This window comes from Streptomyces sp. NPDC093094, from assembly GCF_044754345.1.
GTDB lineage: Bacteria > Actinomycetota > Actinomycetes > Streptomycetales > Streptomycetaceae > Streptomyces.
The window spans coordinates 567,294-590,177 of the sequence record NZ_JBIVOX010000001.1; the positions used below are offsets into that span (position 1 = coordinate 567,294).

At 71.9% G+C, this 22,884-nt stretch carries 24 protein-coding genes; 10 read left to right on the plus strand and 14 right to left on the minus strand.

From position 1 onward, the window contains the following. Positions 1 to 82 precede the first annotated feature (82 nt). The 6 genes from ACIQGV_RS02125 to ACIQGV_RS02150 all read left to right on the plus strand — a co-directional run bounded on the left by ACIQGV_RS02125 (position 83) and on the right by ACIQGV_RS02150 (position 4,579). Positions 83 to 544: a DUF6325 family protein gene (locus ACIQGV_RS02125; protein WP_402489114.1), complete on the plus strand. Its 462-nt coding sequence runs from the start codon at positions 83 to 85 to the stop codon at positions 542 to 544. 42 nt (positions 545 to 586) lie between these two features. Next, positions 587 to 871 carry an SHOCT domain-containing protein gene (locus tag ACIQGV_RS02130; RefSeq protein WP_402489116.1) on the plus strand — a complete coding sequence of 95 codons (285 nt, stop codon included), beginning with the start codon at positions 587 to 589 and terminating at the stop codon, positions 869 to 871. Positions 872 to 931: 60 nt separating this feature from the next. Beyond that, positions 932 to 1,552 (plus strand): hypothetical protein, encoded by a 621-nt coding sequence (locus tag ACIQGV_RS02135; protein WP_402489119.1) that lies wholly within the window; start codon positions 932 to 934, stop codon positions 1,550 to 1,552. 158 nt (positions 1,553 to 1,710) lie between these two features. Next, positions 1,711 to 1,938 (plus strand): ferredoxin, encoded by a 228-nt coding sequence (locus ACIQGV_RS02140; RefSeq protein ID WP_402489122.1) that lies wholly within the window; start codon positions 1,711 to 1,713, stop codon positions 1,936 to 1,938. Then, on the plus strand, positions 1,928 to 3,319 hold the full coding sequence (locus ACIQGV_RS02145; protein WP_402489124.1) for an NAD(P)/FAD-dependent oxidoreductase: 1,392 nt from the start codon (positions 1,928 to 1,930) through the stop codon (positions 3,317 to 3,319). The genes ACIQGV_RS02140 and ACIQGV_RS02145 overlap by 11 nt, the downstream gene beginning before the upstream one ends. 24 nt (positions 3,320 to 3,343) lie before the next feature. Further along, entirely contained in the window at positions 3,344 to 4,579 is a 1,236-nt protein-coding gene (locus ACIQGV_RS02150) for a cytochrome P450 (protein WP_402489126.1), read from the plus strand. On the opposite strand, the gene ACIQGV_RS02155 is transcribed toward ACIQGV_RS02150, so the two are convergent. Continuing rightward, on the minus strand, positions 4,576 to 5,328 hold the full coding sequence (locus ACIQGV_RS02155) for an SIR2 family NAD-dependent protein deacylase (protein WP_402489129.1): 753 nt from the start codon (positions 5,326 to 5,328) through the stop codon (positions 4,576 to 4,578). The two genes, ACIQGV_RS02150 and ACIQGV_RS02155, sit on opposite strands and share 4 nt — an antisense overlap. A 139-nt stretch (positions 5,329 to 5,467) precedes the next feature. Here ACIQGV_RS02155 and ACIQGV_RS02160 point away from each other — a divergent pair, with 139 nt between their 5' ends. Continuing rightward, positions 5,468 to 5,785, plus strand: a complete 318-nt coding sequence (locus tag ACIQGV_RS02160; protein ID WP_402489131.1) for an antibiotic biosynthesis monooxygenase family protein — start codon at positions 5,468 to 5,470, stop codon at positions 5,783 to 5,785. 41 nt (positions 5,786 to 5,826) lie between these two features. Beyond that, on the plus strand, positions 5,827 to 6,027 hold the full coding sequence (locus ACIQGV_RS02165; RefSeq protein WP_402489133.1) for a type II toxin-antitoxin system VapB family antitoxin: 201 nt from the start codon (positions 5,827 to 5,829) through the stop codon (positions 6,025 to 6,027). Between the two features lie 15 nt (positions 6,028 to 6,042). Here the strand turns inward: ACIQGV_RS02165 and ACIQGV_RS02170 are convergent, their stop codons facing one another. Together ACIQGV_RS02170 and ACIQGV_RS02175 are read right to left on the minus strand one after the other, a co-directional pair. Then, complete coding sequence (locus tag ACIQGV_RS02170; RefSeq protein ID WP_402489135.1) at positions 6,043 to 6,534, minus strand: NUDIX domain-containing protein; 492 nt, start codon at positions 6,532 to 6,534, stop codon at positions 6,043 to 6,045. A gap of 88 nt (positions 6,535 to 6,622) precedes the next feature. Then, positions 6,623 to 7,711 carry an ADP-ribosylglycohydrolase family protein gene (locus tag ACIQGV_RS02175; RefSeq protein WP_402489137.1) on the minus strand — a complete coding sequence of 363 codons (1,089 nt, stop codon included), beginning with the start codon at positions 7,709 to 7,711 and terminating at the stop codon, positions 6,623 to 6,625. Positions 7,712 to 7,882: 171 nt separating this feature from the next. Between ACIQGV_RS02175 and ACIQGV_RS02180 the strand changes: the two genes are divergently transcribed. Further along, positions 7,883 to 9,019, plus strand: a complete 1,137-nt coding sequence (locus tag ACIQGV_RS02180) for a glycerate kinase (protein ID WP_402489503.1) — start codon at positions 7,883 to 7,885, stop codon at positions 9,017 to 9,019. Between the two features lie 773 nt (positions 9,020 to 9,792). On the opposite strand, the gene pssA is transcribed toward ACIQGV_RS02180, so the two are convergent. The 9 genes from pssA to ACIQGV_RS02225 form a co-directional block, all read right to left on the minus strand. Further along, positions 9,793 to 10,608 carry a CDP-diacylglycerol--serine O-phosphatidyltransferase gene (gene pssA / locus ACIQGV_RS02185; protein WP_402489506.1) on the minus strand — a complete coding sequence of 272 codons (816 nt, stop codon included), beginning with the start codon at positions 10,606 to 10,608 and terminating at the stop codon, positions 9,793 to 9,795. 22 nt (positions 10,609 to 10,630) lie between these two features. Further along, on the minus strand, positions 10,631 to 11,287 hold the full coding sequence (locus tag ACIQGV_RS02190; protein WP_402489140.1) for a phosphatidylserine decarboxylase: 657 nt from the start codon (positions 11,285 to 11,287) through the stop codon (positions 10,631 to 10,633). A 168-nt stretch (positions 11,288 to 11,455) separates the two neighbouring features. Next, a complete protein-coding gene (locus ACIQGV_RS02195; RefSeq protein ID WP_094056016.1) occupies positions 11,456 to 12,661 on the minus strand; it encodes an acyl-CoA dehydrogenase family protein in 1,206 nt (401 codons plus the stop codon). Positions 12,662 to 12,664: 3 nt separating this feature from the next. Further along, on the minus strand, positions 12,665 to 13,177 hold the full coding sequence (locus ACIQGV_RS02200) for a MaoC family dehydratase (RefSeq protein ID WP_015656728.1): 513 nt from the start codon (positions 13,175 to 13,177) through the stop codon (positions 12,665 to 12,667). Between the two features lie 3 nt (positions 13,178 to 13,180). Beyond that, a complete protein-coding gene (locus ACIQGV_RS02205; protein ID WP_402489143.1) occupies positions 13,181 to 14,143 on the minus strand; it encodes an HpcH/HpaI aldolase/citrate lyase family protein in 963 nt (320 codons plus the stop codon). Then, a complete protein-coding gene (locus tag ACIQGV_RS02210) occupies positions 14,140 to 16,188 on the minus strand; it encodes a protein meaA (RefSeq protein WP_402489145.1) in 2,049 nt (682 codons plus the stop codon). Before ACIQGV_RS02210 ends, ACIQGV_RS02205 begins: the two co-directional genes overlap by 4 nt. Positions 16,189 to 16,205: 17 nt before the next feature. Continuing rightward, on the minus strand, positions 16,206 to 17,549 hold the full coding sequence (ccrA, locus tag ACIQGV_RS02215; RefSeq protein ID WP_402489147.1) for a crotonyl-CoA carboxylase/reductase: 1,344 nt from the start codon (positions 17,547 to 17,549) through the stop codon (positions 16,206 to 16,208). 416 nt (positions 17,550 to 17,965) lie between these two features. Further along, on the minus strand, positions 17,966 to 18,781 hold the full coding sequence (locus tag ACIQGV_RS02220) for a TetR family transcriptional regulator (protein WP_402489149.1): 816 nt from the start codon (positions 18,779 to 18,781) through the stop codon (positions 17,966 to 17,968). A gap of 160 nt (positions 18,782 to 18,941) precedes the next feature. After that, entirely contained in the window at positions 18,942 to 20,747 is a 1,806-nt protein-coding gene (locus ACIQGV_RS02225; protein ID WP_402489152.1) for a 3-hydroxyacyl-CoA dehydrogenase family protein, read from the minus strand. 372 nt (positions 20,748 to 21,119) lie between these two features. On the opposite strand from ACIQGV_RS02225, the gene ACIQGV_RS02230 reads away from it, so the two are divergent. Continuing rightward, positions 21,120 to 21,695, plus strand: coding sequence for an adenylosuccinate lyase (locus ACIQGV_RS02230; RefSeq protein ID WP_402489154.1), 576 nt, complete (start codon positions 21,120 to 21,122; stop codon positions 21,693 to 21,695). A 239-nt stretch (positions 21,696 to 21,934) separates the two neighbouring features. Here the strand turns inward: ACIQGV_RS02230 and ACIQGV_RS02235 are convergent, their stop codons facing one another. Further along, complete coding sequence (locus ACIQGV_RS02235) at positions 21,935 to 22,438, minus strand: GNAT family N-acetyltransferase (RefSeq protein WP_402489509.1); 504 nt, start codon at positions 22,436 to 22,438, stop codon at positions 21,935 to 21,937. 17 nt (positions 22,439 to 22,455) lie between these two features. Next, a complete protein-coding gene (locus ACIQGV_RS02240; protein WP_402489156.1) occupies positions 22,456 to 22,857 on the minus strand; it encodes a RidA family protein in 402 nt (133 codons plus the stop codon). Positions 22,858 to 22,884 lie beyond the last annotated feature (27 nt).

Consider the following 22,884-nt stretch of genomic DNA (forward strand, 5'->3'; position numbering starts at 1 on the left):
GGCCCCACCGCCCGGTGGTGGAATGGGTGGTGGTCCGGCGACGACGCCGGAACCCGATGACGTCCGCCCATGAGGAGAGACCATGAGTGACGACGTGGAAGAGATGGGGCCCGTCGACTACCTGGTCGTCGAGTTCCCGGGGAACCGGATGACGGGGAAGGGACTCCCACTGCTCGTCGACCTCGTGGACCGCGGCATCATCCGCGTCCTCGACCTCCTCTTCATCCGCAAGGACGAGGACGGCACCGTCACCGTCCTGGAGCTGACCGACGTGGGCGGCGAGGTGGACCTGTCCGTCTTCGAGGGAGCCTCCTCCGGCCTCATGGGCGGGGACGACCTCGACGAGGCCGGAGCGGCGATCGAGCCGGGCAACTCCGCGGCCCTCCTGGTCTACGAGAACCTGTGGGCCGCCCCGCTCGCCCGTGAGCTGCGCCGCGGCGGGGCCCAGATGGTGGCCGGCGGCCGCATCCCGGTCCAGGCCCTTCTGGCCTCTCTGGAGGCCGCCGAGTCCACGCCGCCCGGTGCCGGACCCGCGGCCGCCTGACCGGCGGACACACCACCAGGTCGTCACGAGGAGATGAGGGACATGCCCGGACTGCTTCGCGGTGTCGCGCGCACCGCCGTCGTCGCCGGCACCGCCACCGCGGTGTCGAACCGAGTGTCACGCCGCCAGGCCGGCCGCTGGGCGCAGCAGAGCTACGAACAGCAGCAGCAGTACGAGCAGCAGCAGCCGGCCCCCGCGCCCGCGGCCCCCGCGGCGGACGACATGTCGAGCAAGCTGTCGCAGCTCAAGGAACTGGGCGAACTGAAGGCACAGGGGGTGCTGACGGAAGAGGAGTTCGCGGAGCAGAAGCGCCGCCTCCTCGGCTGAGCCCGTGGCCACCCCGGCCCGGCCCCGGCGGCCGGCCGCTTCGGCGGAGAACGAGCGACCATGAGGCGCAGGTACGAGCGTCTCGCCACCCCCCGGGCCGCCGGAGTGGCCGGGGTGGCGTTCGCGCTCCTGACGGCCGCGGCGATCGTCCTGATGCGCATCGCCCTGCCCGGCGGCGCCGACGGGGGCGACGCGACCGTCGGCGCCGCACAGCGCGGCGCCGTACGGACCGCGCTGGAGCTGCTGCCGTTCGCCGGGATCGCGTTCCTGTGGTTCATGGGCGCTCTGCGCGCCCAGGCCGGCGAGGGCGAGGACCGGTTCGTCGCCACCGTGTTCCTGGGCAGCGGCCTGGTCTTCGTGGCCACCCTGTTCGCCGCGGGCGCGGCGGCCGGGAGCGTGTTCGCCGACGGCCAGCAGGGCTCGTCCTTCGGCCGCCATCTCGCCTACACCCTGCTGACCACGTACGCCATGCGGATGGCGGCGGTGTTCGTCCTCACGGCCTCGACCATCGGCCGCCGGCTCGGCGTGCTGCCGCGCCCCCTCGTCGTCCTCGGCTATCTGACGGGCCTGACCCTGCTCGTGGCGGGGGCGAACGTGCCCTGGTCCGAACTGGTCCTGCCGGCATGGGCGCTCGTCCTCGGCGTGCACATCCTGCGGGGCCGGCGTCCCGCCCCGGCCTGAACCTGCCGCGCCGCAGGGCTCGTCGCCCGCCGCCCCCACCACGCATCGTGCACCGCTCACCGCTCACCCGAACGGTCTCCTTCTCGTCGCCGCATGCCGTGCGGCCGCCGAGAGTGGGCGCAGGAGGGCTGACCGGGCCGTAGGAGAGGACCCATCCCGTGGTAAGGATTGCCGTCGACCTGAACCGCTGTCAGGGCTACGCCCAGTGCGCGTTCCTCGCCCCCGACGTCTTCGCCATGCACGGCGAAGAGGCGCTGCTGTACGACCCTGAGGCCGACGAGGCACAGCGCGAGAAGCTGGCCCAGGCCGCTGCGGCGTGCCCCGTCCAGGCCATCCTCGTGGACGCCGTGGACGTACCGGCCGAGGCGGTGTCCGATGCCCGGTGACGGATCGCTGGAGCAGCTCAGGCGGGACGGCCGGATCGTCGTCGTCGGCGCCTCACTGGCCGGCCTTCGGGCCGCCGAGACGCTGCGGGCCAAGGGCTTCACCGGGTCCCTGACCATGATCGGCGACGAACCGTACGAACCGTACGACCGGCCCCCGCTGTCCAAGCAGGTGCTGCTGGGCAGGGCGGACGCCGGCCGCACCGCGCTGCCCAGGCTGCGCTTCGTCGACGCGACCTGGCGGCTCGGCTCGGCGGCCACCGGCCTGGACATGGCGGCCCGGCGGGTGCGGCTGGCCGACGGCGGCGAAGTGCCCTACGACCGGCTGCTGATCGCCACCGGTGTCCGGGCACGGCCGTGGCCGCGCGAGGCCGAGGCGGAGCTCGACGGCGTGTTCGTGATGCGGACCCGCGACGACGGCGCCGCGCTCGCCCGGCGGCTCGCCGAGGGCCCCCGGCGGGTGCTCGTCATCGGGGCCGGGTTCACCGGCTCGGAGATCGCCTCCGCCTGCCGTGAGCGCGGCATCGACGTCACCGTCGCCGAACGCGGCGCGTCACCCCTGGTCGGCGCGCTCGGCGGGGTCGTCGGCGCGGTCGCCGCCGAGATGCACCGCGAGCACGGGGTGGACCTGCGGTGCGGGGTCATGGTGACCGCTCTGGAGGGCGACGCCGCGGGACGGGTGCGCGCCGCGCATCTGTCCGACGGCTCCGCCGTGGAGACCGACGTCGTGATCGTCTCCCTCGGTGCCCTCCGCAACACCGAGTGGCTCGCCGGGTCCGGGCTCGGGGCCGGCCCCCGGGGCATCGCCTGCGACGCCGGCTGCCGCGCCTTCGACATCCGGGGGATCGTCACCGACGACATCTACGCCGCGGGTGACGTCGCCCGCTGCCCGCACCCCCTGTTCGGCTACCAGTTCCTGTCCCTGGAGCACTGGGGCAACGCGGTCGCCCAGGCGGAGATCGCGGCGCACAACATGCTCAGCGAGAGCGCCGGCCGGATTCCCCACATGGAGGTGCCGGCTTTCTGGTCCTCGCAGTTCGGGGTGAACATCAAGTCGGTCGGGGTGCCGTCGATGGGCACGGAGATCCTGATCGCGCAAGGGTCGCTCGCGAGCCGCCGGTTCGTCGGCGTCTACGGGTACCAGGGGCGTGTCATCGGCGCCGTCGGTTTCGACCAGGCCCGGTGGCTGCCGTTCTACCAGGAGCTGATCGAGGCCACCGCGCCGTTCCCGCCGTCGTTCCCCACCGTCGACCGGCACCCGGACGGACAGCGGCCGGTCGACGCGGACTTCCCCGACCCCTCGGTCCCCACCCACGGCCCCACCGTGACCCTCAGCGGATACTCGCCGGCCGACCGCCGGATGACGTTCACCCCAGCGCACTGACCCGCACGGCCACGAGGACCTGCCATGACGCAATCCCTGCTGCACCGGATCCTGGACCACGCCAACCGGGCCGACCCGTACCCGATCTACGAAGAGCTGCGCAGGACGCCGGTCCACCACGAGGACGACGGGCCGTACGTGATCAGCACGTACCACGAGATCCGCAGCCTTCTGCACGACCCCCGCATCAGCTCCGACGCGCGCAACCTCGCCTCGCACACCACCGACCCGCTGCCCGGGGCGTCCCAGGAGGAGGGCGCCCTGCCGCCGGGCTTCCTGAAGCTCGACCCGCCGGAGCACGACCGGCTGCGCCGTATGACGAACCGGCCCTTCGGCCCGCCGCACTCGCCCCGCCGCGTCGACGAGATGCGCCCCGAACTGCACGGCATCGTCACCGGCCTCATCGACGGCATCGGCGACCCGGGCCGCATCGACCTGGTCGAGCAGTTCTCGTACCCCTTCCCGGTGACGGTGATCTGCCGGCTGCTCGGAGTGCCGCGCGAGGACGAGGCGCGCTTCCACGTCTGGGCGGACACCCTCGCCGCGAGCCTGGACCCCGACCCGGACGCCGACCCCGCCGAGCGGGGCAAGGACGCGCACGACGCCCGTATGCAGCTGGGCATGTACCTGGCCGGTCTGATCGAGGAGCGCCGCAAGAACCCGGGCGAGGACATGCTCTCCCAGCTGGCGACGGCCGAGGGCGAGGACGGCCCGATGACCACGATGGAGCTGCTCAGCACGGCCGCGCTGCTGCTGATCGCGGGACACGAGACCACGGTCAACCTCATCACCAACGGCATGCTGACCCTGCTGCGCCACCCCGACGTCCTCCAGCGGCTGCGCACCGAGCCGCGCCTGGCCGTGCCTCTCGTCGAGGAACTGCTGCGCTACGAGCCGCCGGTGCAGCTGGTGCCGCAGCGGACCACCCTCGCCGACATCGAGGTCCGCGGCGTCACCATCCCCAAGGGATCCGCCCTCTGGCTGGTCCTGGCGTCCGGCAACCGCGACCCCCGGCGCTTCGAGAACCCGGACCGCTTCGACCCGGACCGCCCCGACATCCAGCACCTCGGCCTCGGCAGCGGCATCCACAGCTGCTTCGGCGCGCCCCTGGCCCGGCTGGAGACCCAGTTCGCCCTCACGGAACTGGCCCGCAGGCTGGAGAACCCCCGCCTCCTGGAGGACCCGCCCCCCTACCGGCAGAACGCCGTACTGCGCGGCCCCCGCCACCTCCGCATCACCTGCGACGGCATCAGACCCTAGGTGTATCGACCCGTCGGGGCCGGCCGGGACGAGAGCCCGCGCAGCAGCTTCGGCAGGGCCGTGCCGATGGGCTCGCGCACGATCTCGTCGGCGCGCTCGTCGTACGGTGTCGGCTCGGCGTTGACGATGATCAGCCGGGCCCCGTGGTCGGCGGCGACGCCCGCGAGCCCGGCGGCGGGCTGCACCTGGAGACTGGTGCCGACGGCGACGAAGACCTGGCACGCCTTGGTGACGGCGAGGGCGTCGCCGAGGACGACGGGGTCGAGCCGCTCACCGAACATGACGGTCGCCGGCTTCAGGACGCCCCCGCACCCACGGCACGCGGGATCCTGCTCACCGGCCTCGACCCGGGCGAGCGCGTCCTCCATCGGGCCGCGCGCGTGACACGCCGTGCACACGACGCTGCGGGCGCTGCCGTGCAGTTCGAACACCTTGCGGGCGGGCATCCCGGCGAGCTGGTGCAGCCCGTCCACGTTCTGCGTGATCACCCGCACCGGCACCCCGGACCGCTCCAGCTCGGCCACGGCCCGGTGCGCGGCGTTCGGCTCGGCCTCCAGCGCACGGCTCTCCCGCCGCATCCGCCACGCCCGCCGCCGGATCTCCGGGTCGCCCATGTAGTACTCGTACGTCACGAGCTTCTCGGCTCCGGGATCCTTCCGCCACAGCCCGTCGGGCCCGCGGTAGTCCGGGATGCCGGAGTCGGTGGAGATCCCCGCTCCGCTGAGGACGGCGACAAGCGGCCTGGTCATGCGCCGAGCCTAGGCCGCATGCGCGCGCGGGGCGAACGGTTATGCGAGCCGCCCCGGTGCGGGGGAGGAGCCGCCGGCGGCCGGGCCGCGTCGCGCGGAACGGCGGACACGGCCCCGGCGCCCTGCCTAGACTCCGTCCATGATCTGTCGAGTGTGGCGGGGCTGGACCACCGAGGAGAACGCCGACGCGTACGAGCGCATCGTCCGCGGGGAGGTGATCCCCGGGATCGAGGAGCGGGACATCCCCGGGTTCCTCTCGATCGACCTGGTCCGGCGCGAGCGGGACGACGACGTGGAGTTCATGACCCTGATGTGGTTCGAGTCCCTCGCGTCCGTCCAGGCGTTCATGGGCGAGGACTACGAGACGGCGCACGTACCGGCGGCCGCCCGGGCCGTGCTCTCGGACTTCGACCGGCGATCGGCGCACTACGACGTCCTCGACCGCCGCGACCAGTGACCGGGCTGCCGCGGGAGAGCCGGGCCTGCTAGCGTCCGGGCATGGCCAAGGTCAACATCTCGCTCGACGCCGAACTCGTCGTGGAAGCCATGGTGCTCTCCGGGGTCGGCAACCCCCAGGACGCCGTCGAGCTCGTCGTCCGTGACTACATCCAGCGCGGGCACCGCACCGAGGCGCGGGTCCTGGAGCGCGACGAGGCACTGCACGAGCGCGACGCCCGGCCCCGTGACGTGGAGGGCTGAACCGGACCCGCGGCGTCAGCCGGCCGGGCGGCCGTTCTCCAGCTCGGCCGTGCCCGAGCCCGAGTCCAGGACGTCCAGCGCGGCCAGGACGCGCAGACCGAGGGCGCCCGGCAGATGGGCCGTGACGTCCTCGCGGGCGACCAGCCGCCAGGACAGCAGCTCCGTCTCCTGCAGCCGGATCGCCTTCAGGTCGTCCTCGCCGAGGACTCCGCCGTCGTACAGGTACGCCACCAGCGGCGGCCGTCCCGTGCCGTGCGCCCAGTCCACCGCGAGCAGCCGCCCGAGCTTCCGGTCCAGGCCGATCTCCTCGGCCGTCTCCCGCCGTGCGCCCTGGCGCGGGGTCTCCCCGTCGTCGGACTCCACCGTGCCGCCGGGCAGGGCCCAGCCCTCGCGGTAGTTCGGCTCGACGAGCAGGACGCGCCCCTCGGCGTCCCGGAACAGGGCGGCCGCACCGGCCAGGACACGCGGCAGGCCGGCGATGTACGCGGCGAAGTCGGCAGTGGTCATCCCCGAAGGGTAACGAGCCCGGCCCGCCCGGCACCGGCCCGGACGACGGGCGCACAGGGGCGCACCGGCGGTCCGGCGGACGGCCCCGTCAGCCGCCGGACCCCACCAGGCGCAGGGTGCGCCCGGCCAGCTCACTGATGCGCACGCCGTCGAAGCCGAACACCGCGCTGCGCACGGTGTCCTCCAGCGGGTCCGTCCACTGCGGCGGGATCCCCCGCGCGCCCGTCAGCACGCCGGCCACCGAACCCGCGGTGGCCCCGTTGGAGTCGGTGTCGAGACCGCCGCGGACGGTGAGGGCGATCGTGCGCGTGAAGTCGCCGTCGCCGTAGAGGAGACCGGCGGTGATCACGGCGGCGTTGGGGACCGTGTGGATCCAGCTCAGCCCGGAGGTCTCCTCCGCGAGCGTGCCCAGCGTGGCCTCCCAGGACAGACCGCTGTCGTGCAGCGCGGTCACCCGGCGCACGGTCCGGGCCAGCCTGCTGCCGCCGGGGATCACCGACAGCGCCTCGTCGAGCGCGTCGCGCACGGACACCGCGGTGAACGCCGCCGAGACCAGCGCCGCCGCCCACATCGCGCCGTACACCCCGTTCCCCGTGTGCGAGAGCACCGCGTCCCGGCGGGCCAGCGAGGACGCCCGGCGCGGCGCGCCGGGGCAGGTCCAGCCGTAGATGTCGGCGCGGATCAGCGCGCCGATCCACTCCTGGCAGGGATTGTCGTACGTCGCCGTCAGCGGCGGCCGCAGCCCGTTCGCCAGGTTGCGGTACGCCGCCCGCTCGGCGGTGAACGTCTGGAGGTACGGCAGGGACAGCAGCCACAGGTCGCCGACCTGCTCGGTGCTGAACGCGAAGCCGTGCCGCTCCAGCAGGTGCAGGCCGAGGATCGCGTAGTCGACGTCGTCGTCGCGGCAGCTGCCGTGGATCCGGCCGCGTACGCACGCACGCCACTCGGGGCGCAGCGCGAGCCGGTCGGCCTCGGACGGCGGCTCGGGCAGGTAGTCGGTGAGAGGCAGGGCGGACGCCCGGCGGAGATAGCCGTCGATCCGGTCGCGGGTCCACACCTCGCCCTGCTCGACCGGCTTGCCGAGCATGTTCCCCGCGATCCGGCCGAGCCAGCCCCCGAGGACGCGGTCGGCGAGGGCCGCGGCGGTCGGGGTCGTGTCGATGCCCGCAGAGGTCATGGCTGAAGGTGTACCCCGTCGCGGCCCGTCCCGCCCGCCGTGGCCCGGTTCCACGCATCGGAAGGGGGCATGACGGCGGTGTCGCGTTGCGGTTATGGTCGCAGCGGCGCGACTGCCTTGACGTGCGCAAGGCTCGGAGAGCAAGGGGATGGCAAGGTGGCTGACGCTGCACTGGAGGGCACCCGCAGGGTGCTCGTGGCCGCGGACAAGTTCAAGGGGTCGTTGACGGCGGTGCAGGTCGCCGAGCGGGTGACCGCGGGGCTGCGCCGGGTCGTGCCGGACCTGGAGGTGGAGGCGCTGCCGGTCGCCGACGGCGGTGACGGGACGGTGGCCGCGGCGGTCGCGGCCGGGTTCGAGCGCCATGAGGTGCGGGTCGCCGGGCCTCTCGGCGACGAGGTGACGGCCGCGTTCGCGCTGCGCGGGCGCACCGCCGTGGTGGAGATGGCCGAGGCGAGCGGACTCCAGCGGCTGCCCGAGGGGGTCTTCGCGCCGCTCACGGCGTCCACGTACGGCTCCGGGGAACTGCTGCGGGCCGCGCTGGACGAGGGTGCCCGCACGATCGTGTTCGGTGTCGGCGGCAGCGCGACCACCGACGGCGGGGCCGGGATGCTGGCCGCGCTCGGGGCGCGTTTCCTCGACGCCGACGGGGTGCCGGTGCCGCCGGGCGGCGGCGGGCTCGCCTCGCTGGCGTCCGCCGATCTGTCGGGCCTGGACGCGCGGCTGGCCGAGGTGGAGCTGGTCCTCGCCAGCGACGTGGACAACCCGCTGACCGGGCCGAAGGGCGCCCCCGAGGTGTACGGCCCGCAGAAGGGGGCCTCGCCGGAGGACGTGCGCGCGCTGGACGCGGCGCTGGCGCACTTCGCCGGAGTGCTGGAGGAGGCCGTCGGGCCGAGGGCCGCGGAGTTCGCCGAGGCGCCGGGGGCCGGCGCGGCGGGCGGCATCGGCTACGGGGCCCTGCTCCTCGGGGCGCGGTTCCGCCCGGGCATCGAGGTCATGCTGGACGTGCTGGGCTTCGCGCCGGCGCTGGCGCGGGCGTCCCTCGTGATCACCGGGGAGGGCTCGCTGGACGAGCAGACCCTGCACGGCAAGGCGCCCGCGGGTGTCGCCGCGGCCGCCCGGGCCGCGGACAAGGAGGTCGTCGCGGTGTGCGGGCGCCTCGCGCTGGCGCCTCAGGCGCTGGGCCGGGCCGGTATCCGCAGGGCGTACCCCCTGACCGACGCCGAACCCGACGTGGCCCGGTGCATCGCGGAGGCGGGCCCGATCCTGGAGACGGTGGCCGAGTCGATCGCCCGGGACTTCCTCACCTGAGACCCCGAGATCCCCGAGGACCCGAGGCCCCCGGCATCCCCGAGGACCTGAGGCCCCCGGGCCGCCCGGGGCACCGGGTTCCCCGAGGCCGCCAGGGTTGTCCGGGATGCTTGAGGCCGCTCGGGTCCGCGGGATCTGTGAATCTGTCCGGGAAACCCGAGCCCCCGGGCCCAGGGCCGCCCGGCGTCCAGGGCCGCCCGGCGTCCAGGGCCGCCCGGCGTCCAGGGCCGCCCGGCGTCCAGGGCCGCCCGGTGTCCGGGGTCGCCTGAGGCACCGGGTTCCCCGAGGCCGCCGGGATGCTTGAGGCCGCCAGGGTCCCCGGGACCATGTGATTCCGTCCGGGGCACCTGGGGTCACCTGAACCCCCGGGCCCCGGGCCGCCCGGCGTCCAGGGCCGCCCGGTGTCCGGGGTCGCCTGAGGCACCGGGTTCCCCGAGGCCGCCGGGATGCTTGAGGCCGCCAGGGTCCCCGGGACCATGTGATTCCGTCCGGGGCACCCCCGGGCCCCGGGCCGCCCGGCTGTCCGGGGTTGCCTGAGGCACCGGGTTTCCCCGGGGCGCCGGGTTCCCTGAGGCCGCCCGGGGCGCCGGGGTGCTCGGGGCCGTCAGGGTCCGCGGGGTCATGTGATTCCGGCCGGGACACCCGCGGTCACCTGAGAGCCAGGGCCGCCCGGCCGCCCGGGGCTGTTCGAGGTGTCCGGCGGGCAACGCCGAAGGGCCCGAGCTCGGTTTCGAGCTCGGGCCCTTCGGCGTGTCCGTGTACGGCGGCGTGCGCTACGGCAGCTGCGCCGCCCGCGTCTCGCGCCGGTTGTCGCGGAAGTTGTTCACCCGGCGGGCCGTGGCGAACAGCGGGATCACCGCGCCCATGACGAGCTGCAGGGCGCAGCCGGTCTGGAGGAGGAGCTGGCCGCTGGGGGCGTCGAAGGCCCAGGCGGTCAGCAGTCCCATGCTCAGGACGATCCAGGAGAGCATCGCCACCGCGAGGCGGCCCCGCGGCTTGGGGTACTCCACGCGGCTCACCATCAGCCAGGCGGTGCCGAGGATCGCCAGGAGCGTCGCCACGAAGGGCAGCTCCAGCAGGACGATCGAGACCACCGTCAGCGCGCCGAACGGCGAGGGCATGCCCTGGAACATGCCGTCCTTGACGGTCACGCAGGAGAATCTCGCGAGCCGCAGCACGACCGCCAGCAGAACCACGATCGCGCCGACCGCCGCCACCCGCTGGTGCGCGTCGTCGGCGACCATGCCGTAGACCAGGACGAAGTACGCCGGTGCGAGGCCGAAGCTGATCAGGTCCGACAGGTTGTCGAGCTCGGCGCCCATGGGGGAGGAGCGCAGCTTGCGCGCCACCAGCCCGTCGAAGAGGTCGAAGACCGCCGCGCAGAGCATGAGGATGACCGCCGTGGCCGCGCTGTGGCGGGCCATGCCGGACTCCTGGCTGCCGGTGAGGTGCGGGATGAGGATGCCGGTGGTGGTGAAGTACACCGCCATGAATCCGCACGTGGCGTTGCCGAGGGTCAGGGTGTCCGCTATCGACAGGCGGAGGGAGAGAGGCATCTCCTCCTCGTCCGCCTCGTCGGCCTCGGGCACCCAGCCTGCCTGGGTCTCCGGGTCAATCACGGTCAATGCGAGTCACCCCAGCCACGGTCTTCTGACCGACCTCGACCGCGATCTCGACACCCTCGGGGAGGTAGATGTCGACGCGCGAGCCGAAGCGGATCAGACCGATGCGGTCACCCTGCTCGACCTTCGTGCCCTCCGGGATGTAGGGGACGATGCGTCGGGCCACCGCGCCGGCGATCTGGATCATCTCGATGTCACCGAGCTCGGTGTCGAAGTGCCAGACGACCCGCTCGTTGTTCTCGCTCTCCTTGTTGAAAGCGGGAACGAAGCCGCCCGGGATGTGCTCGACCGAGGTCACCGTGCCCGCGAGGGGCGCGCGGTTGACATGGACATTGAGCGGGCTCATGAAGATCGCGACGCGGGTCCGTCCGTCCTTCCACGGCATGATGCTCTGCACCACACCGTCGGCGGGGGAGATGACCCGGCCCTTCGCGATCTCGCGCTCGGGGTCGCGGAAGAACCACAGCATGCCCGCCGCGAGAGCGGTGGCGGGCACGGCGACGGCCTTGGCGACGCCGGAGCGGCGGGCCCTGGCCAGGCTGAGTGCTGCGGTGGCGACGGTCGGGAGAAGCCACGGCGATGCTCCGCGCGCGAGGCGTACGCCGGCCCGGCTGTCGCGAGGTGCAGAGGTTTGGCTGTGGGGCATGGATGACCTTCGTAGCGGATGATGCCGCGCATGAGGGGGACGGCGGCTTTCCGGCGATCGTAGCGGTTTGGAGCCGTAACTGGGTAAGCCAGGAAGCCGAGTCGGCACCCGAAGAGTGCTGACGGGGTGTGATCTTCTTCGCGAAGAAAACACCCCGTAACCGGGCAATCAGCCCTGGAACCGATACTCTTCGAGCAGTCTGCGGCCGATGATCATTTTCTGGATCTCGGCGGTACCTTCGCCGATCAGCAGCATCGGAGCCTCACGGTAGAGGCGCTCGATCTCGTACTCCTTGGAGAAGCCGTAGCCGCCGTGGATCCGGAAAGCGTCCTCGACGACCTCCTTGCAGTATTCGGAGGCGAGGTACTTCGCCATCCCTGCTTCGAGGTCGTTTCGTTCGCCGGAGTCCTTTTTGCGGGCCGCGTTCACCATCATCGCATGAGCGGCCTCGACCTTGGTAGCCATCTCGGCCAGCTTGAACTGGATCGCCTGGTGCTGGGCGATCGGCTTGCCGAAAGTGTGACGCTGCTGGGCGTACTGGACACCCAGCTCGAACGCACGCTGCGCGACACCGCAGCCACGGGCCGCGACATTGACGCGGCCGACCTCGACCCCGTCCATCATTTGGTAAAAACCTCGTCCGGTGACCCCGCCGAGCACGCGATCGGCCGGAATCCGCAGGCCGTCCATGATGAGCTCGGTGGTGTCGACACCCTTGTAGCCCATCTTGTCGATCTTGCCCGGGATGGTGAGACCGGGGCGGACCTCGCCGAAGCCCGGCTCCTTCTCCACGAGGAAGGTCGTCATCGATTTGTGGGGCGCGGTGCCCTCGGGGTGTCCTTCGTCACTCCGGACGAGAACGGCCACCAGCGAGGAGGTGCCGCCGTTCGTCAGCCACATCTTCTGGCCGTTCAGGACGTACTCGTCGCCGTCCTTGACCGCCTTGGACGTGATGGCCGACACATCGGAGCCCAGGCCCGGCTCCGACATGGAGAAGGCGCCGCGGATGTCGCCGGCGGCCATGCGCGGCAGGAAGTGGTCCTTCTGCTCCTGCGTGCCGTGCTGCTTGAGCATGTACGCGACGATGAAGTGCGTGTTGATGATGCCGGACACCGACATCCAGCCGCGCGCGATCTCCTCCACGCACAGCGCGTAGGTGAGCAGCGACTCGCCCAGGCCCCCGTACTCCTCGGGGATCATCAGACCGAAGAGGCCGAGTTCCTTCAGGCCGTCGACGATCGCTTGAGGGTACTCGTCGCGGTGCTCCAGCTCGGTGGCGACCGGGATGATCTCCTTGTCCACGAAGTCGCGGACCGTGGAGAGGATCTCCTGCTGGACGTCGGTCAGACCGGCGGTCTGGGCGAGACGGGCCATCGCTTACTTCCCCTGTTCCTTGAGCTCGGGGCGGCCGGGCTGCTCGCCGCCGCGCTCCTTGATGTACGTCTCGGTGGGCACCATCACCTTGCGGCGGAAGACGCACACGAGTGTGCCGTCCTGCTTGTAGCCCTTGGTCTCGACGTAGACGATGCCGCGGTCGTTCTTCGACTTCGAGGGCGTCTTGTCGAGGACCGTCGTCTCGCCGTAGATCGTGTCGCCGTGGAAGGTCGGCGCCACGTGCCGCAGCGACTCGATCTCCAGGTTGGCGATCGCCTTGCCCGACACGTCCGGCACGGACATGCCCAGCAGCAGCGAGTAGATGTAGTTCCCTACGACGACGTTCTTGCCGAAGTCCGTCGTGTTCTCCGCATAGTTGACGTCCATGTGGAGCGGGTGGTGGTTCATGGTGAGGAGACAGAAGAGGTGGTCGTCGTACTCCGTGACCGTCTTCCCGGGCCAGTGCTTGTAGACCGCCCCGACCTCGAACTCCTCGTAGGTGCGTCCGAACTGCATGGCCTACGCCTCCGGGATCTCGAACTTGCTGGTGCGCTGCATGCCGGCGGCGCGGCCCTTGCCGGAGACGACCAGGGCCATCTTGCGGCTGGCCTCGTCGATCATCTCGTCGCCGAGCATCGCGGAGCCCTTCTTGCCGCCCGCCTCGGACGTGTAGTAGTCGTAAGCGTCCAGGATCAGCTCGGCGTGGTCGAAGTCCTCCTGCGACGGCGAGAAGATCTCGTTGGACGCCTCGACCTGGCCCGGGTGCAGCACCCACTTGCCGTCGAAGCCGAGCGCGGCGGCACGCTGCGCGACCGCGCGGTAGCCCTCGACGTTGCGGATCTGGAGGTAGGGGCCGTCGATCGCCTGGAGGTTGTTGGCGCGGGCGGCCATCAGGATCTTCATCAGGATGTAGTGGTAGGCGTCCGCCGGGTAGCCGGGCGGCTGCTCGCCCACGACCAGCGACTTCATGTTGATGGACGCCATGAAGTCGGCCGGGCCGAAGATGATCGTCTCCACGCGCTGCGAGGCGGTGGCGATCTCGTTGACGTTGTTCAGGCCCTGCGCGTTCTCGATCTGCGCCTCGATGCCGATCTTGCCGACCTCGAAGCCCATGGTCTTCTCGATCTGCGTCAGCAGCAGGTCCAGCGCGACGACCTGCTGGGCCGTCTGCACCTTCGGCAGCATGATGCAGTCGAGGTTCTGGCCGGCGCCCTCGACGACGGTGACGACGTCGCGGTACGTCCACTCGGTCGTCCAGTCGTTGACCCGCACCACACGCGTCTTGCCGGTCCAGTCGCCCTCGTTGAGGAACTTGACGATGGTGTGGCGTGCCTCGGGCTTGGCGAGCGGGGCGCAGGCGTCCTCGAGGTCGAGGAAGACCTGGTCGGCCGGGAGACCCTGCGCCTTCTCGAGGAAGCGCGGGTTCGAGCCCGGTACAGCCAGGCAGGAGCGCCGCGGGCGAAGGCGGTTGACGGTCGTCATGCGGGGACCTCCAGGGGGTCGAGCTTGTTCGCTTTCCGGATCTCGTCCACGATGCGGCCGATGATCCCGGTGATGTCGAAGTCCTTCGGGGTGAACACCGCGGCCACTCCGGCGGCCCGCAGCTGTTCGGCGTCACCGTTCGGGATGATGCCACCTGCGATCACCGGTATATCTGTGGCACCGGCCACACGGAGCCGGTCCAGGACGTCGGGCACCAGCTGGGCGTGCGAGCCGGACAGGATCGACAGGCCGACCGCGTGCACGTCCTCGGCGAGGGCCGCGTCCACGATCTGCTCCGGGGTGAGCCGGATGCCCTGGTAGACCACCTCGAAGCCGGCGTCACGCGCACGCACCGCGATCTGCTCGGCACCGTTGGAGTGCCCGTCCAGGCCCGGCTTGCCGACCAGGAAGCGGAGCTTGCCGACGCCCATCTCGCGGGCGGTCTCCTCCACCTTGCGGCGCACCTCGGAGAGGGCCGAGCCCGCCGCGGCCGGAACGGCCACCGGAGCGGAGGACACGCCCGTCGGGGCGCGGAACTCGCCGAACACCTCGCGCAGCGCCCCGGCCCACTCGCCGGTGGTGACACCGGCGCGGGCGCACTCCAGGGTGGCCTCCATGAGGTTGCCGGTGCCCTTCGCGGCCTCCTTCAGCCGCTCCAGCGCCTTGCAAGGGCGCGGGTGGTTGAAGGGCGGCTGGTAGCGGGTGTCCCGCCAGTTCCGGAGGGAGGCGACGACCTGGGCCTCGACCGCCGGGTCGACCGTCTGGATCGCGGTGTCCAGGTCGGACGTGAGCGGGTTCGGCTCGGTCGTCTCGAAGATGTTGACGCCGACGATCTTCTCCTGGCCGGACTCGATCCGTGCCCGGCGCTCCGCGTGCGAGGAGACGAGCTGAGACTTGAGGTAGCCCGACTCGACGGCGGCCATCGCGCCGCCCATCTCCTCGATCCGCTCCATCTCCGCGAGGGAGTCCTCGACCAGCTGGGAGACCTTCGCCTCGATCACCGTCGAGCCCGCGAAGATGTCCTCGTACTCCAGCAGGTCGCTCTCGTGTGCCAGCACCTGCTGGATGCGCAGGCTCCACTGCTGGTCCCAGGGGCGGGGGAGCCCCAGGGCCTCGTTCCAGGCCGGCAGCTGCACGGCACGCGCCCGGGCGTCCTTGGAGAGGGTCACCGCCAGCATCTCCAGCACGATCCGCTGGACGTTGTTCTCCGGCTGCGCCTCGGTCAGACCGAGGGAGTTGACCTGGACGCCGTAGCGGAAACGGCGCTGCTTGGGGTTCTCGATGCCGTACCGCTCGCGCGTGACCTGGTCCCAGATCCGCCCGAACGCCCGCATCTTGCACATCTCCTCCACGAAGCGGACGCCCGCGTTCACGAAGAAGGAGATACGGGCCACGACGTCCCCGAACTTCTCGGCGGGGACCTGCCCTGAGTCGCGCACGGCATCGAGAACCGCCACCGCGGTGGACATCGCGTACGCGATCTCCTGGACCGGCGTGGCGCCCGCCTCCTGCAGGTGGTAGCTGCAGATGTTGATCGGGTTCCACTTCGGGATGTGGGAGACCGTGTACGCGATCATGTCCGTCGTCAGCCGGAGTGAGGGCCCCGGCGGGAAGACGTGGGTCCCCCGCGACAGGTACTCCTTGACGATGTCGTTCTGGGTCGTGCCCTGGAGCTTGGTGATGTCCGCGCCCTGCTCCTCGGCGACGACCTGGTAGAGCGCCAGCAGCCACATGGCGGTGGCGTTGATCGTCATCGAGGTGTTCATCTGCTCCAGGGGGATGTCCTGGAACAGCCGGCGCATGTCACCGAGGTGCGCCACCGGCACGCCGACCCGGCCGACCTCGCCGCGGGCGAGGATGTGGTCGGAGTCGTAGCCGGTCTGGGTCGGCAGGTCGAAGGCGACCGACAGACCCGTCTGGCCCTTGGCGAGGTTGCGCCGGTACAGCTCGTTGGACGCCTCGGCCGTGGAGTGACCGGCGTACGTGCGCATGAGCCACGGCCGGTCCTTCTCCCGCCTGCCTTCGGCGGACTGACGCTCAGTCATCTATGACCTCGGGTGTCTCAGACGTTGCGGAAGCGGTTGATGGCGTCGAGGTGCTTGGCGCGCATCTCCGCGTTGCGCACGCCCAGTCCCTCCTCGGGGGCGAGGCAGAGCACGCCGACCTTGCCCTGGTGGACGTTGCGGTGCACGTCGTGGGCGGCCTGGCCGGTCTCCTCCAGGGAGTAGACCTTCGACAGGGTCGGGTGGATCTTGCCCTTGGCGATGAGGCGGTTGGCCTCCCACGCCTCGCGGTAGTTCGCGAAGTGCGAGCCGATGATCCGCTTCAGCGACATCCACAGGTAGCGGTTGTCGTACTCGTGCATGTAGCCCGAGGTGGAGGCGCAGGTGGTGATGGTGCCGCCCTTGCGGGTGACGTAGACGGAGGCGCCGAAGGTCTCACGGCCGGGGTGCTCGAAGACGATGTCGATGTCCTCGCCGCCGGTGAACTCGCGGATGCGCTTGCCGAAGCGCTTCCACTCCCTGGGGTCCTGGGTGCGCTCGTCCTTCCAGAACCTGTAGCCCTCGGCGCTGCGGTCGATGATCGCCTCGGCGCCCATCGAGCGGCAGATGTCCGCCTTCTGCTCGCTGGAGACGACACAGATCGGGTTGGCGCCGCCGGCCAGGGCGAACTGGGTGGCGTAGGAGCCGAGGCCGCCGCTGGCGCCCCAGATCAGGACGTTGTCGCCCTGCTTCATGCCGGCGCCGTTGCGGGAGACCAGCTGGCGGTAGGCGGTGGAGTTCACCAGGCCCGGGGCCGCGGCCTCCTCCCAGCTGAGGTGGTCCGGCTTGGGCATCAGCTGGTTCGACTTGACCAGGGCGATCTCGGCGAGGCCGCCGAAGTTGGTCTCGAAGCCCCAGATGCGCTGCTCGGGGTCGAGCATCGTGTCGTTGTGGCCGTCGGAGGACTCCAGCTCGACGGACAGGCAGTGCGCGACGACCTCGTCACCGGGCTGCCAGGCGTTGACGCCGGGGCCGGTGCGCAGGACGACGCCCGCGAGGTCCGAGCCGATGATGTGGTACGGCAGGTCGTGGCGCTTGGCCAGCTCGTTGGTGCGGCCGTAGCGCTCCAGGAACCCGAAGGTGGACAGCGGCTCGAAGATCGAGGTCCACACGGAGTTGTAGTTGACCGAGGAGGCCATCACGGCCACCAGGGCCTCGCCCGGACCCAGTTCGGGCAGGGGCACCTCGTCGAGGTGCAGCGACTTGCGCGGGTCCTTGTCGCGGGTCTGGAGCCCGGCGAACATCTCCGTCTCGTCCTTGTGCACGGTGATCGCGCGGTACGACTCGGGGAGCGGCAGGGCGGCGAAGTCTGCGGACGTGGTGTCCGGCGACTGGATCGCGGCCAGGATGTCCTTCACGGTCACGGTGTTGCCTCCGGCGGTGAGCGCCCTGAGGGAGGGGCGCTGAGGGTTACGTCGGTGCTGCTGAGGGTGGGTTCTCGAAATGCCGTCGGTTCGGCGGGTGATGCTTGATCGGCAGCGCTTTGTGGCGCGGGAGGTTGCCTGTGACGCAGGCGTCCGGGCGGCGCGAACCGTGGTTTGCGGGGACAGCCGACGCACGAAAGGTCTCTGCGCGCCGGCCGCCCGGACAACATCAACGTATGGCACACCGTGTCACCCCGCAAGGCACTGAGTGCCAGAACTTGGGCTCAGGTGAAATCTTTACGTTACAAATGAGCGATGATCGATCGGACGGGCCTTGAGCGCCGGTGGAAAAGGGCCCCTGACATGCCAAAACGGCCACCCGGTCGGGTGGCCGTTCTCACAGGGGCGACAGCGGCTCAGCGCTTCTGCAGAGCCTCCTCGATGGTCCGCATGACCTCGTCCAGCGGGGCGTCGGTGCGCGCCACGGTCACCAGGACCTCACCGTTCGCCGCGACCGAGGCGGGCGCCGCGGCACGGGGCGTCTCGCCGGTGCGGCCGGCGCCGATGCCGGTGCCGAACGTCTTGCGCACGATGGCGAAGGCGTGGTCGAGCTGGGCCTCCACGTCCCCCTGGCCGCCGGCCCTGAGCCAGCGCCGCAGCACGTGGTTGTGGGCGGTGACCACGGCGGAGGCGGCCACCTCGGCCAGCAGCGGGTCGTCGTTGGCGTCGTCGTCGTGGGCGTGCTCGTCGAAGTGGCCGAGGAGGTAGCGGGTGAAGAGGCGCTCGTAGCGGGCCACCGACGCGATCTCCGCCTCGCGCAGGGTGGGCACCTCGCGCGTGAGCTTGTAGCGGGCGACCGAGATCTCCGGCCGGGCCGCGTACATCCGCATGACCTCCTTGATGCCGCGGCACACGGTGTCGAGGGGGTGCTCATGGGCGGGAGCGGCGTTGAGCACGGCCTCGGCGCGGATCAGGGTGTCGTCGTGGTCGGGGAAGATCGCCTCTTCCTTGGAGCGGAAGTGGCGGAAGAACGTGCGGCGGGCGACGCCGGCCGCGGCCGCGATCTCGTCGACGGTGGTCGCCTCGTACCCCTTGGTCGCGAACAGCTCCATGGCCGCGGCCGCCAGCTCCCGGCGCATCTTGAGCCGCTGTGCCGCGGCGCGGGAACCCGCGGCACTCTCCGGCGCGTCGGGCGTGGCTGGTGTACGTGAGGACTTGGCGGGCTGGGACATGACCCGAACGTACTGCATGTGCGCAGCTCGGTGCGCATGCACGGGGGTTCCCCCGCCCACAGGGGGCGGGGGAGGGGCGCCGCGGTCGGGCTGCCCGGCCCTGGCCGGACCGAGCAGCCCGCCCCAGTCCTCCCCTGTCCGGAACCGGTCGCCGACCCCGTCAGCGCCGGGCATATTCGCGGAAACCACGGCCCGTCTTGCGGCCGAGGCAGCCCGCGGCCACCAGGTGCTCCAGCAGGGGCGCGGGGGCGAGACCGGGGTCGCGGAACTCGCGGTGCAGCACCTGCTCGATCGCCAGCGAGACATCGAGCCCGACGACGTCCAGCAGCTCGAAGGGACCCATCGGGTAGCCGCCGCCCAGCTTCATCGCCGCGTCGATGTCGTCCAGGGTCGCGTAGTGGTCCTGGACCATCTTGATGGCGTTGTTCAGGTACGGGAACAGCAGGGCGTTCACGATGAACCCGGCCCGGTCGCCGCAGTCCACGGCGTGCTTGCGGATGCGGGCGCACACCTCGCGGACCGTGGCGTGGACGTCGTCGCCGGTCAGCACCGTGCGGACGACCTCGACCAGCTTCATGGCCGGCGCGGGGTTGAAGAAGTGCATGCCGATCACGTCCTGCGGACGCGAGGTGGCCCGGGCGCAGGCGACGACCGGCAGCGACGACGTGGTGGTGGCCAGGATCGCGCCCGGCTTGCACACCTTGTCCAGGGTCGCGAACAGCTGCTGCTTGACCTCCAGGTCCTCGGCGACCGCCTCGACGGCCAGGTCGACCTCGGCGAACGCGTCGTAGGAGCCGGCCGGGACGATCAGCTCCAGGGTCGCGGCGGCGGCCTCGGCGGTCATCCGGCCCTTGTCGACCGAGCGCGTCAGCGACTTGCCGATCCGCGCCTTGGCGGCCTCGGCCTTCTCCGGGCTGCGGGCCGCCAGGACGACGGAGTAGCCCGCCTTGGCGAAGACCTCGGCGATACCGGAGGCCATCGTGCCGGAGCCGGCGACCCCGACCGAGGAGACCGGACGCCCCGCGGCGAGGGAGCCGCCCTCCTGCGGGGTCAGCGTGTCGCGCACGACCGTGGCGCTGCCGGGCGCCTCGTAGGTGTAGAAGCCGCGGCCCGACTTACGGCCCGTCAGCCCCGCCTCGCTGAGCTGCTTCAGGATCGGCGCCGGGGCGTGCAGCCTGTCCCGGGACTCGGAGTACATCGCCTCCAGGACCGTGCGGGCGGTGTCGATGCCGATCAGGTCCAGCAGCGCGAGCGGGCCCATCGGCAGACCGCAGCCCAGCCGCATCGCGGCGTCGATGTCCTCGCGGGAGGCGTACTTCGCCTCGTACATCGCGGCTGCCTGGTTGAGGTAGCCGAACAGCAGGCCGTCGGCGACGAACCCGGGCCGGTCGCCGACCGCGACGGGCTCCTTGCCGAGCTCCAGGGCGAGGTCGGTGACGGCGGCGACGGCGCCCGGCGCGGTCAGCACCGAGGAGACGACCTCCACCAGCTTCATGGCGGGCGCCGGGTTGAAGAAGTGCAGGCCCAGCACCCGTTCGGGCCGCTGGGAGTCGGCGGCGAGCCGGGTCACGGACAGCGCGTTGGTGCCGGTCGCCAGGATCGCCTCCGGGCGCACGATCCCGTCCAGCTCGCGGAAGATCTGCTGCTTGACCTCGTACGACTCCGGAGCCACCTCGATGACCAGGTCGGCGTCGGCCGCGGTCCGCAGGTCCGTGGAGACGCGCAGCCGGCCGAGGACGCCGGCGCGCTCCTGCTCCGTGAGACGCTCGCGCTCCACGGCGCGGGCGGTGGAGGTCTCCAGGGCGGCGACGCACTTCGCGGCCTGGGCCTCGCTGATGTCGATGCCGATCACCTCGCGGCCGGCGCGGGCGAGGACCTCGGCGATACCGGTGCCCATGGTGCCGAGGCCGACGACGGCGACGGTCCTGAGCGGGGACAGAGGGGTGTCGGACAGGGGAGTGGCCATCGCGGGACTCCAGGAATGAGGGTGACGACGGGGAACGCGCCCGGGTGCGCCGAAGAGGCGCACCGGGTGCGTGGAGGAATGCGGGTGATGAACGGGCTGCGAGCGCACACGCCCGGTGCCGTGTCCGCGGGCGTGCACACGCCCGCCGTACGGCGGATTCCGACCGGCCCTGTCCCGTGGCCGGGTCGCACTGCGGTACCTGAGGCACCGAACCGACTGCACCCGGGGCGGCTGCGTCACCAAACCGCTCCGAGGAGTTCCGCGAGTGGGTAACTCGCTCGTCTGAGCTTAACCGGTGGGTAACGAGCGCGCCAGCCCCCCGACTTTGTGATGTAGCTCCCTCTCCCGGCGGATCGCCCCTACCCTCGGTCCATGGACGAAGAGTTGCGATCGCTCACGCAGCGCTTACGGCAGGAGTCCGGCGCCTCCGCGGCCTTCGAGCGCCTCGCGGCGACCGGCGACAGCGACGGACTGGCCCAGGTGCTGACCGCCCCCGGACAGCCGCTGTGGGCGCGTGAGCTGGCCGCGTTCCGCCTCGGTCTGGCCGGTGACCCACGGGCCTTCGAGTCGCTCGTCCTGCTCCTCAACCACCGTGACCCGCAGCGCTGCGCGTCCGCCGCCCACGCCCTCGCCCGCCTCGGTGATCCGCGCACGGCACGCGCGGCCGCCGCGCTCGCCACCAACGAACTGCGCGTCGCCTACGCCCTGCACCCCGTACGGCTCCTGGTGCGGCTGCGGGCCCCGGAGTCCGTGCCCGCGCTCATCACCACGCTCCGGCGGCGGCTGCGCCCGCACGACCCCTACCGGCGGGTGGCCCTCGCCTGTGTGGAGGGGCTCGGCACGCTCGGCGACGCACGCGCCAGGGCCGTGCTGAACGAGGCCCTCGCGCACCCGGCCCTCGCCGAGGCGGCGGTGCACGCGCTCGCCCGCATCCCCGCCCCGCGCTGAGCGGCCCGCCAGGGAGCTGCCGTTCGGATCGCGCCGGTGCCGCGGGGTCCGGCACGCGCTCCCCCGGGGCGTTGTCGCCGGCTCTCCCCACGCCCGGCTTCGCCCGCGCGGGCACCCACCGCGTCGACGCCCCCTCCGCCTTGCAGCCGCACGCGCCGGACCCCGCCCGGGGCGGCCGGGAGGCGCTGCCGCACGGCCGGCCTGATCCGGACGGCACCCTCCGGACGCCGGTGACGTCCTCAGACGCCGGTGAGGTCCCTGGCGTAGCGCAGCTCCGGCACCGGGACGCCGGACACCTCGTACGGCTCCTCGGTGCCGTCCGCGCGGAACCCGGCCCGTTCGTAGAACCGCCGGGCGCGCGCGTTGCCCTTCAGCACCCACAGCAGCATCCGCGGACGGCCGGCGGCCGTGCAGCGCCGCAGGGACTCCTGGAGCAGGGCCCCGCCGATGCCGTCGCCGTACCGCCGCGGGTCGACGTAGATCGCGTACAACTCGGCGTCCGCGGTGCGCACCTCGTCCTCGCGGTAGGGCCCGTGGCACGCCCAGCCCAGCACCTCGCCGTCCCGCTCGGCGACCAGGTCCAGCACGCTGCCGTCGCCGGAGGCGAACCGGGCGCGATGGCGTGCCGCGTCCTCCGGCACGCTCAGCCCGTCCAGATACGCCTGGGGCATCAGCCCGCGGTAGGCCGTCCGCCAGCCGCCGACACGGATCGCGGCCACGCGGTCGCAGTCGTCGGGCGTCATCTCACGCACCCGGACGCTCACTCGGCCACCACCGCCGTGGCCTCGATCTCCATCAGGCACTCCGGCCGCACCAGCGCCACGACCTGCACGGCGGAGGCGGCCGGGAGCCGGTCGTCCGGGATGTACGCGGCACGGGCGGCGCGGATCGCGGGCATGTACGCCATGTCCGTGACGAAGAAGGTGAGCCTGACGACGTCGTCGAAGCCGGCTCCGGCCGCGGCCAGGCAGCGCCGGAGGTTCTCGAAGACCTGGCGTGCCTGGGCGCCGGGGTCGCCCGGCCCGACCAGCGTGCCGTTCTCGTCGAGCGGCAGCTGGCCGGCGACGGCCACGAAACGCCCCCTGCCCGTCACCACATGGGTGTACGCGGTGGCGGGGGCGACGCCGTCGGGGGCGGCGATCCTGGTGATCGGCTCAGTCATGCGCCCATGGGACCACAGCCCCGGGGA

Excerpts from the sequence above, each read along its gene's own strand:
- ACIQGV_RS02125 (WP_402489114.1), top strand. The coding sequence starts at position 83 with ATGAGTGACGACGTGGAAGAGATGGGGCCCGTCGACTACCTGGTCGTC.
- ACIQGV_RS02130 (WP_402489116.1), top strand. The coding sequence starts at position 587 with ATGCCCGGACTGCTTCGCGGTGTCGCGCGCACCGCCGTCGTCGCCGGC.
- ACIQGV_RS02135 (WP_402489119.1), top strand. The coding sequence starts at position 932 with ATGAGGCGCAGGTACGAGCGTCTCGCCACCCCCCGGGCCGCCGGAGTG.
- ACIQGV_RS02145 (WP_402489124.1), top strand. The coding sequence starts at position 1,928 with ATGCCCGGTGACGGATCGCTGGAGCAGCTCAGGCGGGACGGCCGGATC.
- ACIQGV_RS02150 (WP_402489126.1), top strand. The coding sequence starts at position 3,344 with ATGACGCAATCCCTGCTGCACCGGATCCTGGACCACGCCAACCGGGCC.
- ACIQGV_RS02155 (WP_402489129.1), bottom strand. The coding sequence starts at position 5,328 with ATGACCAGGCCGCTTGTCGCCGTCCTCAGCGGAGCGGGGATCTCCACC.
- ACIQGV_RS02160 (WP_402489131.1), top strand. The coding sequence starts at position 5,468 with ATGATCTGTCGAGTGTGGCGGGGCTGGACCACCGAGGAGAACGCCGAC.
- ACIQGV_RS02165 (WP_402489133.1), top strand. The coding sequence starts at position 5,827 with ATGGCCAAGGTCAACATCTCGCTCGACGCCGAACTCGTCGTGGAAGCC.
- ACIQGV_RS02170 (WP_402489135.1), bottom strand. The coding sequence starts at position 6,534 with ATGACCACTGCCGACTTCGCCGCGTACATCGCCGGCCTGCCGCGTGTC.
- ACIQGV_RS02175 (WP_402489137.1), bottom strand. The coding sequence starts at position 7,711 with ATGACCTCTGCGGGCATCGACACGACCCCGACCGCCGCGGCCCTCGCC.
- ACIQGV_RS02190 (WP_402489140.1), bottom strand. The coding sequence starts at position 11,287 with ATGCCCCACAGCCAAACCTCTGCACCTCGCGACAGCCGGGCCGGCGTA.
- ACIQGV_RS02195 (WP_094056016.1), bottom strand. The coding sequence starts at position 12,661 with ATGGCCCGTCTCGCCCAGACCGCCGGTCTGACCGACGTCCAGCAGGAG.
- ACIQGV_RS02200 (WP_015656728.1), bottom strand. The coding sequence starts at position 13,177 with ATGCAGTTCGGACGCACCTACGAGGAGTTCGAGGTCGGGGCGGTCTAC.
- ACIQGV_RS02205 (WP_402489143.1), bottom strand. The coding sequence starts at position 14,143 with ATGACGACCGTCAACCGCCTTCGCCCGCGGCGCTCCTGCCTGGCTGTA.
- ACIQGV_RS02210 (WP_402489145.1), bottom strand. The coding sequence starts at position 16,188 with ATGACTGAGCGTCAGTCCGCCGAAGGCAGGCGGGAGAAGGACCGGCCG.
- ACIQGV_RS02220 (WP_402489149.1), bottom strand. The coding sequence starts at position 18,781 with ATGTCCCAGCCCGCCAAGTCCTCACGTACACCAGCCACGCCCGACGCG.
- ACIQGV_RS02225 (WP_402489152.1), bottom strand. The coding sequence starts at position 20,747 with ATGGCCACTCCCCTGTCCGACACCCCTCTGTCCCCGCTCAGGACCGTC.
- ACIQGV_RS02230 (WP_402489154.1), top strand. The coding sequence starts at position 21,120 with ATGGACGAAGAGTTGCGATCGCTCACGCAGCGCTTACGGCAGGAGTCC.
- ACIQGV_RS02235 (WP_402489509.1), bottom strand. The coding sequence starts at position 22,438 with ATGACGCCCGACGACTGCGACCGCGTGGCCGCGATCCGTGTCGGCGGC.
- ACIQGV_RS02240 (WP_402489156.1), bottom strand. The coding sequence starts at position 22,857 with ATGACTGAGCCGATCACCAGGATCGCCGCCCCCGACGGCGTCGCCCCC.